We start from the raw sequence: 13240 nt of genomic DNA, 5'->3' as shown, positions 1-13240 counted from the left end.
GACGCATTGGCTGCTGTCACCGCGGCGAAACGACCATTTCGTCACTCTCGGGGACCGGCCGGGCCGCTGCGGTGTTCGAATCGCACGTACGGTCCGGCGTCGTCGACAGTGATCCGGCACCGCACTCCGTAGACGTCGGCCACCAGCTCCTCGGTCAGCACCTCGGCCGGCGTACCGGTGGCCACCACGGTGCCCGCCGACAGCACCACCACGTGGTCGCAGAACATCGCCGCGAGGTTGAGGTCGTGCAGGGCCACCACGCTGGTGACGTCGAGCGCGCGGATCATCGCCAAGATCTCCAGTTGATGGGCGATGTCGAGATGGTTGGTCGGCTCGTCGAGCAGTAGCTCGCTGGGTTCCTGGGCCAGGGCCCGGGCGATCTGCACGCGCTGACGCTCCCCACCCGAGAGGGTGTGCCACAGCCGGTCGGTCATGCTGCGCAAACCGGTGGCCGCCATCGCCGCGGTGACGGCTGCGGTGTCGTCGCGGCCACCACCGAACACCGGGGTATGCGGGATGCGCCCCAGCCTGACGATGTCACGCACAGCGATGTCCAGATCGGTGTCGGCGTGCTGCCCGACCATCGCCACCCGCCGTGCCACCGCCCGCCGCGACATCGTGTGCAGCTCACGACCGTCGAGCTGCACAGATCCGGAATCAGGCCGGTCGATTCCGGCCAGCAGCCGCAGCAGCGAAGACTTGCCGGATCCGTTGGGGCCCAACAGTCCGACTGTGCTGCCCGGAACCGGGTCGACGGTGACACCGTCGAGGACGACCCGCCCCGAACGGGTCCAGCACACCTCTACCGCGCGCAGGCTCATCGGCGTATCCCTCTGCGCCGCAACAGGATCAACGCGAACGCGGGGACGCCGAGCAGTGCGGTGACCACCCCGGTCGGCAATTCCTGTGGGGCGAAGACGGTCCGGGCCAGGGTGTCGACCCACACCATGAAGACCGCGCCGAGGATCACCGCGGTCGGCAACAGGCGCCGATGGCCGGGCCCGACGACGAAACGCGCGGCGTGCGGCAGTACCAGCCCGACGAATCCGATCGCCCCGGCCGCACTGACCAGGGCCGCCGTGACCAACGCGGTCATGACCAACAGCACGACGCGTGCCCGGGCCACCGCGACGCCCAGCGTCGCGGCCGCATCCTGACCGAAGGCGAAGGCGTCGAGGGTGCGCGCATAGGCCAGGCATACCGCCAGCCCGACGCCGACGACGACTGCGCAGGTGAGGACATCGGACCAGGACACCCCGGCCAGCGACCCCAACAGCCAGAACAGCACTCCCCTGGTCTGTTCGGCGTCGGCCGACGACAACACGATGAAGGACGTCAGCGCCGAGAACAACTGCGTGCCGGCCACTCCGGCCAGTACCACCCGGTCGGTCCCGCCGCCGGCCGCGTAGGCGAGCAGCAGCACCACGGCGAACGACAGCACCGCGCCGGCGAAGGCGCCGCCGGACAAGGTCAGCGTGCCCGCGCCGACGCCGAGCACCGCGACCAGCACCGCCCCCGTGGAGGCACCCGAGGAGACCCCCAGCACGAACGGATCGGCCAGCGGATTGCGTAGCAGCGACTGCAGTATCGCCCCGCACAGCGCCAGCCCGGCTCCACAGATGGCCGCCAGGACGACTCTCGGCAGGCGCAGTTGCCAGACGATGCTCTCCTGAAGCCGGGTCGCCCCCGAGGGCCCCGCGCCGAGACGGTCGCCGACGATGCGGTAGACGTCGCCCACCGACAGCGCGGCGGGCCCGATGGTGATGGCCACCGCGGCCGAGAACACCAGAAGGACAAGGCCGGCGGCCCACAATCCGCCGAGCCATCCGCTACGCCGACTCACCGCGGTGAGCCGAAACCGAGCTCGGCCAGGCCCTTCGCCACCTTCTCGGCGCCGTCCACGGTGCGGATCGACGGGTTCAGATCGGCCCCGTTCACCACGATGTAGCGGCGGTGCTTGACGGCGGTCAGCCCCTTGGTGAGCGGATTCGATTCCAGGAACTCGACTTTGGTCTCCAGTGCGTCACCGTCGATCGTGCGGCGGCTCAGGTCACCCAGCACCAGCACATCCGGGTCGCGGTCGGCCACGCTCTCCCAACTCACCTGCGGCCATTCATCGGTGGTGTCGGCGAACACGTTGCGCGCCCCGACGGTCCCGGCGATCACCCCCGGGGATCCGCAGCAGCCGGCGAAGTAGGGGGCGCGAACATCGGAGAACCAGAACGCCAGGTCGACGCCGGTGAGAGCCTCCGCGGCCGCGTCCATCCGCCCGCGTAACTCCGCGATGAGCCGATCGCCGCGTTCGATGACACCGAATATCGTCGCCAGGTCACGGATTTCGGTGTAGACGGCATCCATGCTGAACGGAGTGCTGCGCGCGCCGTCGCCGTTGACCGAGGTCTTGCCCTCGCAGTCGCTCGGCGCCAGATAGGTCGGCACGCCCAGCTGTGCGAACTGGTCCCGGTCGGCGACACCGCCGGGCCCCAGGGTGCCGCCGAAAGACGCCGACACGAAATCGGGTTCGGTGTCCAGCACCGTCTCCAGCGATGGCTTGTTCACCGCCAGCCGTGGCACCCGGGCATTCTCGGCTTCCAGGCCGGGACGGACCGGGTCCGTCCACGTCGCGGTGCCGACCATGCGGTCCGCCAAGCCCAGCGAGAGCAGGATCTCGGTGGAGCCCTGGTTCAACGACACCGCCCGCCGCGGCGGTGCATCGATCACCACCTGCCTGCCGCAATTCACCACTGTCAGCGGGTATCCGGGCGCCGCCCCGGGAGGCGCTGCCGGATCGGTGGCCTGGCCACAGGCGGCCATCAGCAGCGCGCCCATTACTCCGGCCATCAGCCGGACCCGTCCCGTCACCCGGCCAGCCCGAACGCCCTGAAACCGGCGGCCAGCTTCTCCAGGGCATCGATCTCGCGGATGCCGGGGTCCAGTTCGGATCCGGACAGTACGACATAGCGCTTGTCGCGCACCGCGGTCATGTTCCTGGTCACCGGATTCGATTCCAGGAACTTCACTTTCGCATCCAGGGCGTCCCCGTCGACGCGTCGTCGATTGAGGTCGGCCAGCACCAGCACGTCGGGGTCGCGATCGGCCAGGGCCTCCCAGCTGACCTCCGGCCAGTCCTCGTGGGTATCGGCGAAGACATTGGTGACGCCGAGCTCGGTGGCGTACAGCCCAGGCGCCGAGCAGCAGCCGGCCAGGTACGGCGTCCGTAGCCCCGAGAACCAGAACGCGACGCTGGTATCCGGCTGGGTGATCGACGGTGCGTCGTCCAGCCGCCGGGTGAGCCGATCGATCAGGTCGCGGCCGCGCTCCTGCACATCGAAGATCTGGGCCAGCTCGGTGATTTCCCGAAACAACGTGTCCAGTGCCAGCGGTTGGGTGCGGGTTACGGTCTCACCCTCGACTTTCGCCCCGGTGCACACCGAAGGCGATTGATACGTCGGGATGCCCAGCTGGGCGAACTTTGAGCGGTCGGCAACCACCGCGGAAGTAAAGGTGTGAGCGCTGGCCGAGGTCACCAGGTCCGGCTCGACATCGAGCACCGTCTCCAGCCCCGGGTCGTTGTCCGCCAGCCGGGGCACGGTGGCATTGTCGGCCGCGAGCTCGGGCAGCACAGGATCAAACCAGGTCGACGTGCCGACCATGCGATCGGCCAGACCGAGCGCCAGCAAGATCTCGGTCGAGGACTGGTACAGCGACACCGCCCGCTGCGGCGGTCCGTCGAAAGTGACGGTCACGCCGCAGTTCTCGATCGTGAGCGGATAGCTGGTCGGGCCCGCGGCAGGCTCGGCGGCGGGGTTGTCGGCGCCAGAATCTCGATGTCCGCAAGCCACCGTGAGCGACAACATCACAGACAACAGGGACAACAGTGCGGTCAGTACACGCACGGCCAAGACTTCCTTTGATCCAGGGCCCGGTCGCGGAGCCGTCAACGGTCGTTCCCGGCCACAGGTAGTCGGACTCGAGGCGGTGCCTCATACCGTTGCGCGTCAGTTCCGGCTTTTCACCGGATTCCCCTGTTGGTCGGCCTTCGCACTCTAACAGCCACGATGCGCCGGCGATTGCCCTCGCGGCCGGCTACCGCGGCGCCCGCCACATCGGCGTCATGGTGGGTCCGCCGTCGGGCAGCACGATCTCGCCGGTGACCTCGAACCCGAAACGCATGTAGTAAGGGACGTTGTCGGGGTTGCTCGACTCCAGGTAGGCGGGTGCATGTTCGGCGTCCACCCGGTCGAGGCGCGATTGCATCAGGGCGTGCCCGAAACCGCCGCCGCGTACCGCGGGGTCACTGCCGATCACTGCCAGATACCAATGCGGTTCCTCGGGGTGCTGCTTCTTCATCAGCTCGACGACCTGCTGGCCGCGCCTCATGGTGCTGCCGAAGGCCAGCACCATCGTGGGCAGCATGCGCAGTTCTTCGCCCGGCGTCTGTTTCCAGCGGCCCGGGCCGTCCCACAACGCCGCCGCGCCGATCTCGCCGTCCCGGACGGCCACCTCGGCACCACCCCCGGCGAGAAAATGGTGGCGCGTGATCGCCGCGAACAGCCGCGGCAGGCCCTTGGCGCGACGGGTGTCGTCAGCCAGGAGCCACGACATCACCGGGTCATTATGGAAGGCCCGGCCCAGGACCGCGGCGAGCCGCTTCACGTCAGACTTGTTCGGGGGACGGACATCGACGGCAGCCACCAACCCACCATCGCACATGCCTCACACCGATTTCGCGTGAGAGACCCTCGTCTCGACGCGATCAACGGCCTTGGGTGATGTAGGCCTGCAGCTGTTCCTGCTCAGCCTCGAGTTCTTCCATCCGGGTCTTGACGATGTCACCGATGCTGACGATGCCGGCCAGCCGGCCACCGTCGAACACCGGGATGTGGCGCACCCGGTTCTCGGTCATCAGCGCACTCAGGTGATCCACGGTGTCGCGCGGCGTACAGGTCGCCACCACCGTGGTCATGATCTCCGACACCGGCTGCGCCAACAGGCTGCTGCCTCGTTCGTGCAGCTTGCGCACCACATCACGCTCGGAGACGATCCCGGCCAGTCCACCAGGCCCCATCACCACCATGGCACCGATGTTCAGCTCGGTCAGCCCGGCCAGCAACTCTGTCACCGTGGTCTCCGGCGAAATCGTCACCACCGCCGTGCCCTTGTTTTTCAGCACGTCCGCGATTCGCATCGGCAGCCTCCGATCGTGATCCACCTCACACCAGGCTAGGTCGGTGTCGGCCAGTAAGAAAGAAGCCACGCCCGTTTGGCCCGGGACGGAGTAGGAATGGGGCCATGATCGAGGTCACGCTGCTCGGCACCGGTAGCCCGATCCCTGATCCGGAGCGGGCCGGACCGTCAACCCTGGCGCGCGCGGGCGACCAGATGTTTCTGATCGACTGTGGCCGGGGCGTGCTGCAGCGCCTGGCCGCCGTCGGCTCGGGCGCCAACCAGCTCAGCGCGCTACTGCTGACCCATCTGCACAGCGATCACATCGCGGATCTTGGCGACGTGATCATCACCCGCTGGGTCAGTACGTTCACCCCGGAGGCAGCTCCCCTGCCGATCATCGGTCCGCCGGGAACCGCCGAGGTGGTCGACGCGACGCTGCGGGCATTCGGACACGACATCGGCTACCGCATCGCCCACCACGCAGACCTCACCGGCCCACCGCGAGTCGAGGTCCACGAATGCACCGACGGGGCGGTATGGGATCACAGCGGTGTGCAGATCCGGGTGGCCCCCACCGACCACCGGCCCGTGACGCCGACCATCGCCTTCCGGATCGAACACGGCGGAGCCTCGGTCGTGGCGGCCGGCGACACCGTGCCGTGTCCCAGCCTGGACGCCCTGGCCGCCGGCGCAGGAGCCTTGGTGCACACGGTGATTCGTAAGGATCTGATCGAACTGCTTCCACCGCAACGGATCCGCGACATCTGCGACTATCACTCCTCGGTGCAGGAGGCGGCGGCCACCGCCACCCGCGCCGGCGTCGGCATCCTGATCCTCACTCACTACGTGCCCGGCATCGCCGCAGGCACCGAGGACGACTGGCGCGCACTGGCCGCATCAGAGTTCGACCGCCAGATCGAGCTCGGCGACGACCTGCACCGGGTCGAGGTTCACCCCGGAGTGTGCACCAAACCGGCCACCTGATCGGCGGCGGCGGCCACCACGTCCAGATCGTCAGGTGCCCAAGGACGGCCGCGCACGATGAGGACGACGTGCTGCAATCCGTACCCACCCAGCTCCCCGCACCGAGCTGCGAGTTCATCGGCCGACTCGCCCTCCCGCAGGGCGGTCGTGATGGTGCGTTCCACCGCGCCGGCGGGCCGGCCCACCTCGGCGCAGTGTCGGTCGAGCACCGCAAGCCAGGTCCTGATGGTTCGACCACCGTCGGGAACGTCGAACACGTTGCAGGCGTCGGCGTACTCGGCAACCAGTCGCAGTGTCCTCCTCGCACCCGTACCGCCGATGAGGATCGGCGGCCGCGGGCGTGTCGCCGGAACGGGCGAGCCGACCGGACGATCCAGCCGCACATGCGTCCCGAGGAATGGGGTCTCGTCGCCACGCCACATCTGGGCGGCCTGCCGCAGCAGCTCAGCGAGGCGCTCGAATCGCTCGGCGGCGCCGGGCAGGAACAAGCCCATGGCGGCAGCTTCTTCGGCGCTGTATCCGGCGCCCACGCCGAACCAGGCACGGCCGTCGGAGAGCACGTCGAGCGTCGTGACCGCCTTGACCAGCAGCGCCGGGGCCCGGTAGGTCGCCGCACTCACCATGGCGCCGAGCCGCAACCGGCTCGTCGCCGCAGCGAGGAATCCGAGCACCGTGTACGCCTCGAGCATCGGCTCATCAGTCCGACTGGCGGGGTCGACCTGCATCAGATGGTCGGGCACCCAAAGGGTGTCGACCACGCTGCCATCGAGACGGCGAGCGATCAATTCCAGGTGATCACGGGTACGCGACTGCCACGAGTAGTTCGTCGCGCTGACACTGATCTTCATTGCGCGCCCCGATTGCGGCGACGCAGCGGCAGCATGGCGCCGGCGACGATGAGCCAGATCAGCCCACTGAACCGGGCGACCGGAAGCAGCACCGAGAAACCCCAGTGCAGCATCGTCAGGAAACTCAGCTCAGCGATCGCCGCGATCAGCAGCCCGGCCCAGGCCACCGGCCGGGGCAGCAGGCCAAGAATGAGACCCGGCACCGCCACCCCGGCCACCAGCAGCCCGAGTGCCACGACATGCCCGGGCCCGCCGGTGAGGAACACCAGGTAGTACAGCGCGTGAACCAGCGTCGGATCCACCACGAGTTCGGGCCGCGACAGCGCCCAGGCGATCAGCCCCGACAGCCCGATGCCTGCGGCGGCCAGGGTGCCGCCGACCAGGGCGATCGTCGCTCCGGGCGCGGTGACGCCCAGCTGGCGCAGTCGCGAACTCACCGTTGCCGCATAGATCGCCAATGGCACCGACGATGCGAAAGTCCCTGCGGCGACCGCCTGCACGGCCACCGAATGGTCCCGAACGTAGGCCAGCACGGTCGCGGTGGCTGCGTAGGGCATCGGCATCACCCCGGCGAGCGCGACACCGACGATCAATCCGGTCAGCAACAGCACGAGCGAAATCGCCGCGAGCGCTGCCAGTGGGGGCCCAGACTGCTGCGGGCGTCGGGCCCCAATAGATTCTCCGGTGAAATCATTCATGCCTTGAACGATATGCCTGCGCTGGGTATGCGGCAAGGGCCTACAACAGTTCCATCTTCGAAACGTTCGGAATTGGTACGATCCAGCGGTGTCAACCGACGACGGCGACAACGTCGCATTCCTACTGACCCAGCTCGGCACCTATGCCGCAACGCGGTTCGCCGAGCAGATGGCGACGATCGATCTGACGCCACCCCATGCCGGAATCCTGCGCGCCATCGCCGCGGCACCCGGCCGAAGCCAGCAGGCACTCAGCGCTCAGCTCGGGTTGCTGCCCAGCCGGGTGGTGACCTTTGTCGACGAGCTGGAAGAGCGCGGCTACGTCGAACGTCGCCGAAACCCCGACGATCGCCGCCTGCACGCGCTGTATCTCAGCACCGCGGGCAAGAAGGTCCTTCGCAAGATCGGTGAGCTCGGGAAGCGGCATGACGAGCAGCTCACCGCCGGCCTCGATGCCGACCAGCGCATCACGCTGCGCGAGCTGCTGGCCACCCTCGCCGAGCGACGCGGCCTCACGCCGCACGTCCATCCCGGGTACCGCGCACTGTAGGCGGTCAAGCCAGTCGGGTGACCTCCACCACCACGTCGAGATCCGTGGACCCCTCGCCCGAATAGATTCCCTTGAGCGGGGCCACATCCGAGTAGTCCCGGCCCACACCGACGCTGACGTACTGCTCGGTGATCTCGCTGTCGTTGGTCGGGTCGTAATGCCACCACCCGCCGGTCCAGGCCTGAATCCAGGCATGGCTCTGCCCGTCGATCGTGTCCCCCACCACCGCCTCGCGCGTCGGATGCAGATAGCCCGACACATACCGGGATGGAATTCCCATGGACCGCAACATGATCAGCGACAGATGGGCGAAGTCCTGGCACACCCCTTTGCCCTCACGCAGGGCATCCAGGCCCGAGGAGTGCACTCCGGTGGTGCCCGGAACGTAGTCGAGCTCACTGCGCACCCACTGCGCCACCGCACAGACCGCCTCGAACGGGTCGTGGTCTTTGGCGATCCGCTGCCCCACGCGCGCGATGCGCTTGCTGTCCGGCGTGTAATGCGTCGGGCTGAGCACCTCGTCGAACCGGTCGATCACGGCCTCCGAGCGCAGATCATCCCAGTTCGCCAGCTCCTCGGGTTTCTCGGCGACTTCGGTCTCGACCACCGAGGACCCCGAGACCTCCAACTCGGTGTGCGGGGCGTGCAGATCGAATGCCGTCACCGCCGTGCCCCAGTAGTCGACATACCGATAGGACCTGGTGGCCGGGATGGTCTCGACCCGGTTCAGGATCACGTTCTGACGTGAATCCGAACGCGGGGTCAGCCGGGCCTCGTTGAAGGACGCGGTCACCGCCGACTTGTAGGCATATCCCGTGGAGTGCACCACCCGTAGCCGCCACATCTAAACCTCGCCCTCCTCGATCACAACCGCATCCCCGTGTCCGGCATCGGTCCAGGCCACCCACGGCGCGGAGTGGAAGTACTGCAGCGCCAACGCTTCTCCGACATCGCGGCAGGTCGTCTGCAGCCCGGCCAGCCGGCGTCCAGGGATTCCAGCACCGCGCCCGGCTGCAGGAACTCCAGCTCGCTGCGCGCCCGGCCCAGGAGCCGCTGCGCCTCGGCGGTGGCCCCGAGCCGGCTGTGCGGCCGGTTGAGCAACTCGTCGAGGCTGTGTTCGGCCAGCCGCAACGAATAGAAGATCGACCGTGGGAAAAGCCGGTCCAGCAGCATGAACTCGACCACGCGACCGGCATCGAGCGCGCCGCGGTAGGTACGCAGGTACGTGTCGTGCGCCCCGGCCGAGCGCAACAACGTGACCCAAGCCGGCGACGAGCCGCTGTCCCCGACCCGCGACAGCAGCAGCCGCACGGTCATGTCGACGCGTTCGATCGCGCGGCCCAGCACCATGAACCGGTAGCCGTCGTCGCGGCTCAGCGTCGAATCGGCCAGCCCGGCGAACATCGCCGCCCGCCCCTCGACATACGACAGGAACTCATGCGGGCCGAGACGTTTGGCCGCGCGCTCCCGCTCGGCCAGCGCGTTGTAGGTGGTGTTGAGGCACTCCCAGATCTCGGTCGAGGTGACTTCGCGGGCACCGCGGGCGTTCTCGCGCGCGGCCGAGATCGAGTCGACGATCGAGTTGCCGCCGCTGTCGCGGCTGAATGCCACGATGTCGGTCAGCGACCACACGTCCAGGCGCCGGTTGGGCGGCTCGATCCCGAGGACCCGCAGCAGCGTCCGCGAGGCGACATCCGGGTCGACGCTGGAATCCTCCAACAGCTGATGCACCGTGACATCGAGAATGCGTGCGGTGTCGTCGGCCCGTTCCACATAACGTCCGATCCAGTACAACGACTCGGCATTGCGCGCCAGCATCTACCCCCACCCCCTACTGCTGTTGTTGGGACGACGAACCATCAGGAGCGCCATTGCCTTTGGGCCCCTTGTCGGATTTGGGCAGTGACCGCACCACCTCGGCAGCGGCCAGCTCGCGATCCGCCGCCGACGTACGCGACGCCAGTACCCAGGTGTCCTTCGATCCGCCGCCCTGGCTGGAGTTCACCACCAGCGACCCTTCCGGCAATGCCACCCGGGTCAGCCCGCCGGGTAGCACCCAGACGTCGTTGCCGTCGTTGACCGCGAACGGGCGCAGGTCCACATGCCGGGGCGCCAGCGTGTTGCCTATCTGGGTGGGGACCGTGGACAGCTGTATCACCGGCTGGGCGATCCAACCGCGTGGGTCGGCGCGGATCTTCTTCGAGATCGTCGCCAGTTCCTTGGCCGTGGCATCCGGGCCGAACACGATGCCGTAGCCGCCCGAGCCCTCGACCGGTTTGATGACGAGTTCGTCGATCCGGTCCAGCACTTCCTCCCGTTCGGCGTCCAGCCAACAGCGGTAGGTGTCGACGTTGGCCAGGATCGGCTTCTCGCCCAGGTAGTACTCGATGATGGTCGGCACGTAGGTGTAGACGAGTTTGTCGTCGCCGACCCCGTTGCCCACGGCACTGGAGATCACCACGTTGCCCGCGCGGGCGGCGTTGAGCAGCCCGGCCACCCCGAGCACCGAGTCGGGGCGGAACTGCATCGGGTCCAGGAACGTGTCGTCGATGCGGCGGTAGATCACGTCGACCTGGCGCTCGCCTTCGGTGGTGCGCATGTAGACGGCGTTGTCTCGACAGAACAGGTCACGGCCCTCGACCAGCTCGACGCCCATCTGCCGGGCCAGCAGCGAGTGCTCGAAATAGGCCGAGTTGTAGACGCCGGGCGTGAGCACCACGACGGTGGGGTCGGCGACGTTGGTGGGTGCGGCGTTGCGCAGCGCTCGCAGCAGGTGCGACGAGTAGTCACCGACGGCACGCACCCGATGGGTGGCGAACAGGTTCGGGAAGACGCGCGCCATGGTGCGCCGGTTCTCCATCACATAGGACACCCCCGATGGCGATCGCAGGTTGTCCTCGAGCACCCGGAAGTCGCCCTTGTCGTCACGGATCAGGTCGATACCGGCGACGTGGATGCGTACGCCGTTGGGCGGGACGATGCCCGCGGCCTCACGGTGGAAGTGCTCACAGGAGGTCACCAACCGGCGTGGGATCACCCCGTCGCGCAGGATCTCCTGCTCGCCGTAGATGTCGTCGAGGTACATCTCCAGTGCCTTGACCCGCTGGGTGATGCCGCGCTCCAGCCGCGACCATTCGGCCGCCGAGATCACCCGCGGCACCAGGTCGAGCGGGAACGGCCGCTCCTGGCCGGACAGCGAGAACGTGATGCCCTGATCGATGAACGCCCGGCCCAGCGCTTCCGACCGCGACTGCAGCTCCGAGGCGTCCGACGGAGCAAGCTCGGCAAAGATGCCCTTGTACGGTCCGCGGACGTTGCCGGCGGCATCGAACATCTCGTCGAACGCCTCCGAGTACCGGCCCAGCTGGTTGTAGCCGTCGAAGATGCCCTGATGTTTGACGCGTCGTGCCGACGCGGCACGTTGGCCGGCCGGCCTCGACCCGTTCGACTCGGCTCCTTGCGCACGGACAGTTCTCAGGCTCACCCTCATCATGCTGCCGCACCTGGCCGGGTTTCGCCGGGTCAATGGCACAGCCCGTTTCGGCAGGCCAAAGGGCGGTTAAGGTGGTATGAGAGCCGAAAAACGGGGCATCCGCACCCGAGCTTTCCGCTGCACCGCTTTGGGAGTTCAGACGTCTCGCTGGTACCCTGAACAGTCGCTGCCCGCAGTGCGGGCGGGCGCACCCAGACTTCGGTAACCCCAGCTAGAGAATTACGAAGGAATTTTTACGTGGCCAACATCAAGTCGCAGGAAAAGCGCATCCTCACCAACGAGCGTCGTCGGCTGCGTAACCAGTCCGTGAAGTCGTCGCTGCGTACGGCTGTGCGTAGCTTCCGCGAGGCCGTCGAGGCGGGCGAGAAGGACAAGGCCGCCGAGTTGCTGGTGGCGACCAGCCGCAAGCTCGACAAGGCCGCCAGCAAGGGCGTCATCCACGCCAACCAGGCCGCCAACAAGAAGTCGGCTCTGGCCCTGGCGCTGAACAAGCTCTGATCCTCCGGTCCTACCCGAAGTAGTTTTCCCGGTTCACCGGGTGGCGAGTTCCGCCACCCGGCGTACCGCTGTCTCAAGGGCGTAGTCGGCATCTGCCGCTGCGCCCTTTACATCTGCATTGAGCGTGGCGACCACCCGCATGGCCTCGGCCACCGAGTCACGCGACCATCGGCGTGCCTGCTTCTGCGCCTTCTGCACCCGCCACGGCGGCATCCCCAGTTCACCGGCCAGCCGGTACGGATCCCCCGACAGCGGACCGACCCGCGCGATCGTGTGCACAGCCTCGGCCAGCGCGTCGGCCAACACCACCTGCGGCTCACCGGCAAGCATCGCCCACCGCAACGCCTCAGCGGCCCCCGCTACATCCCCGGTGACCGCCTTGTCGGCGATGTCGAAGCCCTTCACCTCGGCTTTACCGCTGTGATAGCGACGTACCGCGACCGGGTCGACCTGCCCGGCGGTGTCGGCCACCAGCTGTGAGCACACCGCGGCGAGCTCACGGATGTTCGAACCGACCGCGTCGAGCACCGCAGTGACGGTGTCGTCGGAGACCTTGACCCGTAAGTGACGGAACTCGGAGCGCACGAAATCCGCGCGCTCCGCCGGCTTGGTGATCCGTGCACACGGATGCACTTGCGCACCAAGCTTTTTCAGCTGATCGGCCAGCGCCTTGGCCCGCCCGCCGCCGGAGTGGATGACACACAGCACCGTGCCGGGCGGCAGATCGGCTGCGGCCGAGGCGATCAGGGCCACCGCATCCTTGCCCGCCTCGGCGGCGGCCTCCAGCACCACCAGACGTTCCTCGGCGAACAACGACGGGCTCAACAGCTCGGCGAGCTCGCTGGTGCTGACCTCGCCGGCGCGCATCCGGTCCACCGGGACGTCGTCGGATCCGGCCTGCTGACGCAGTGCCCGCAGCACCGCCCCCACTGCCCGTTCGACCAGCAGTTCCTCATCGCCCAGAACCAGGTGCAGACCGTCGATCTGTTGACTCACACCG

General features: G+C 67.8%; 14 protein-coding genes, 1 pseudogene and 1 riboswitch. Of the genes and pseudogenes, 3 read left to right on the top strand and 12 right to left on the bottom strand.

The annotated features are described in order from the left end of the window. Nucleotides 1–41: 41 nt before the first annotated feature. From ACNQVK_RS15825 to ACNQVK_RS15800, 6 genes are all read right to left on the bottom strand, one after another. On the bottom strand, nucleotides 42–821 hold the full coding sequence (locus ACNQVK_RS15825) for an ABC transporter ATP-binding protein (protein WP_418030266.1): 780 nt from the start codon (nucleotides 819–821) through the stop codon (nucleotides 42–44). Then, nucleotides 818–1843 (bottom strand): FecCD family ABC transporter permease, encoded by a 1026-nt coding sequence (locus ACNQVK_RS15820; protein ID WP_418030265.1) that lies wholly within the window; start codon nucleotides 1841–1843, stop codon nucleotides 818–820. Before ACNQVK_RS15820 ends, ACNQVK_RS15825 begins: the two co-directional genes overlap by 4 nt. Then, nucleotides 1840–2841 (bottom strand): ABC transporter substrate-binding protein, encoded by a 1002-nt coding sequence (locus ACNQVK_RS15815; RefSeq protein WP_418034180.1) that lies wholly within the window; start codon nucleotides 2839–2841, stop codon nucleotides 1840–1842. Before ACNQVK_RS15815 ends, ACNQVK_RS15820 begins: the two co-directional genes overlap by 4 nt. A gap of 17 nt (nucleotides 2842–2858) precedes the next feature. Further along, nucleotides 2859–3857, bottom strand: coding sequence for an ABC transporter substrate-binding protein (locus ACNQVK_RS15810; RefSeq protein WP_418034179.1), 999 nt, complete (start codon nucleotides 3855–3857; stop codon nucleotides 2859–2861). A gap of 80 nt (nucleotides 3858–3937) precedes the next feature. Further along, nucleotides 3938–4070: riboswitch (cobalamin riboswitch) on the bottom strand. A gap of 16 nt (nucleotides 4071–4086) precedes the next feature. Beyond that, nucleotides 4087–4713, bottom strand: a complete 627-nt coding sequence (locus ACNQVK_RS15805) for a GNAT family N-acetyltransferase (protein ID WP_418030264.1) — start codon at nucleotides 4711–4713, stop codon at nucleotides 4087–4089. A 43-nt stretch (nucleotides 4714–4756) separates the two neighbouring features. Beyond that, nucleotides 4757–5188, bottom strand: coding sequence for a CBS domain-containing protein (locus ACNQVK_RS15800; RefSeq protein WP_418030263.1), 432 nt, complete (start codon nucleotides 5186–5188; stop codon nucleotides 4757–4759). Nucleotides 5189–5292: 104 nt separating this feature from the next. Between ACNQVK_RS15800 and ACNQVK_RS15795 the strand changes: the two genes are divergently transcribed. After that, the gene (locus ACNQVK_RS15795; RefSeq protein WP_418030262.1) at nucleotides 5293–6153 is read left to right on the top strand and encodes a ribonuclease Z; all 861 of its coding nucleotides are present in this window, start codon (nucleotides 5293–5295) and stop codon (nucleotides 6151–6153) included. Here the strand turns inward: ACNQVK_RS15795 and ACNQVK_RS15790 are convergent. Both ACNQVK_RS15790 and ACNQVK_RS15785 read right to left on the bottom strand, forming a co-directional pair. Further along, the gene (locus tag ACNQVK_RS15790; protein ID WP_418030261.1) at nucleotides 6120–7001 is read right to left on the bottom strand and encodes an LLM class flavin-dependent oxidoreductase; all 882 of its coding nucleotides are present in this window, start codon (nucleotides 6999–7001) and stop codon (nucleotides 6120–6122) included. The genes ACNQVK_RS15795 and ACNQVK_RS15790 overlap by 34 nt on opposite strands. Then, nucleotides 6998–7699, bottom strand: a complete 702-nt coding sequence (locus ACNQVK_RS15785) for a hypothetical protein (RefSeq protein ID WP_418030260.1) — start codon at nucleotides 7697–7699, stop codon at nucleotides 6998–7000. Before ACNQVK_RS15785 ends, ACNQVK_RS15790 begins: the two co-directional genes overlap by 4 nt. 88 nt (nucleotides 7700–7787) lie before the next feature. On the opposite strand from ACNQVK_RS15785, the gene ACNQVK_RS15780 reads away from it, so the two are divergent. Then, complete coding sequence (locus tag ACNQVK_RS15780; protein WP_418030259.1) at nucleotides 7788–8249, top strand: MarR family winged helix-turn-helix transcriptional regulator; 462 nt, start codon at nucleotides 7788–7790, stop codon at nucleotides 8247–8249. 4 nt (nucleotides 8250–8253) lie between these two features. Here the strand turns inward: ACNQVK_RS15780 and ACNQVK_RS15775 are convergent, their stop codons facing one another. From ACNQVK_RS15775 to ACNQVK_RS15765, 3 genes and pseudogenes are all read right to left on the bottom strand, one after another. Beyond that, nucleotides 8254–9093 carry a transglutaminase family protein gene (locus ACNQVK_RS15775; RefSeq protein WP_418030258.1) on the bottom strand — a complete coding sequence of 280 codons (840 nt, stop codon included), beginning with the start codon at nucleotides 9091–9093 and terminating at the stop codon, nucleotides 8254–8256. Beyond that, nucleotides 9094–10067: pseudogene (locus tag ACNQVK_RS15770) on the bottom strand (alpha-E domain-containing protein). Between the two features lie 13 nt (nucleotides 10068–10080). Further along, nucleotides 10081–11583 carry a circularly permuted type 2 ATP-grasp protein gene (locus ACNQVK_RS15765; protein ID WP_418034178.1) on the bottom strand — a complete coding sequence of 501 codons (1503 nt, stop codon included), beginning with the start codon at nucleotides 11581–11583 and terminating at the stop codon, nucleotides 10081–10083. Nucleotides 11584–11979: 396 nt separating this feature from the next. Between ACNQVK_RS15765 and rpsT the strand changes: the two genes are divergently transcribed. Continuing rightward, complete coding sequence (gene rpsT / locus ACNQVK_RS15760) at nucleotides 11980–12240, top strand: 30S ribosomal protein S20 (RefSeq protein ID WP_044522939.1); 261 nt, start codon at nucleotides 11980–11982, stop codon at nucleotides 12238–12240. A gap of 33 nt (nucleotides 12241–12273) precedes the next feature. Here rpsT and holA read toward each other — a convergent pair whose 3' ends face one another. Next, nucleotides 12274–13224, bottom strand: a complete 951-nt coding sequence (gene holA / locus ACNQVK_RS15755; RefSeq protein WP_418034177.1) for a DNA polymerase III subunit delta — start codon at nucleotides 13222–13224, stop codon at nucleotides 12274–12276. Nucleotides 13225–13240: the final 16 nt, after the last annotated feature.

This window comes from Mycobacterium sp. 134, assembly GCF_048282715.1.
Taxonomy (GTDB): Bacteria; Actinomycetota; Actinomycetes; order Mycobacteriales; family Mycobacteriaceae; genus Mycobacterium; species Mycobacterium septicum.
This window is presented reverse-complemented; position numbering and strand designations above follow the sequence as displayed.

Coding starts and splice junctions, on each gene's coding strand:
- ACNQVK_RS15825 (WP_418030266.1), bottom strand. CDS start 821: ATGAGCCTGCGCGCGGTAGAGGTGTGCTGGACCCGTTCGGGGCGGGTC.
- ACNQVK_RS15815 (WP_418034180.1), bottom strand. CDS start 2,841: ATGGCCGGAGTAATGGGCGCGCTGCTGATGGCCGCCTGTGGCCAGGCC.
- ACNQVK_RS15810 (WP_418034179.1), bottom strand. CDS start 3,857: ATGTTGTCGCTCACGGTGGCTTGCGGACATCGAGATTCTGGCGCCGAC.
- ACNQVK_RS15805 (WP_418030264.1), bottom strand. CDS start 4,713: ATGTGCGATGGTGGGTTGGTGGCTGCCGTCGATGTCCGTCCCCCGAAC.
- ACNQVK_RS15800 (WP_418030263.1), bottom strand. CDS start 5,188: ATGCGAATCGCGGACGTGCTGAAAAACAAGGGCACGGCGGTGGTGACG.
- ACNQVK_RS15795 (WP_418030262.1), top strand. CDS start 5,293: ATGATCGAGGTCACGCTGCTCGGCACCGGTAGCCCGATCCCTGATCCG.
- ACNQVK_RS15790 (WP_418030261.1), bottom strand. CDS start 7,001: ATGAAGATCAGTGTCAGCGCGACGAACTACTCGTGGCAGTCGCGTACC.
- ACNQVK_RS15785 (WP_418030260.1), bottom strand. CDS start 7,699: ATGAATGATTTCACCGGAGAATCTATTGGGGCCCGACGCCCGCAGCAG.
- ACNQVK_RS15775 (WP_418030258.1), bottom strand. CDS start 9,093: ATGTGGCGGCTACGGGTGGTGCACTCCACGGGATATGCCTACAAGTCG.
- ACNQVK_RS15765 (WP_418034178.1), bottom strand. CDS start 11,583: ATGTTCGATGCCGCCGGCAACGTCCGCGGACCGTACAAGGGCATCTTT.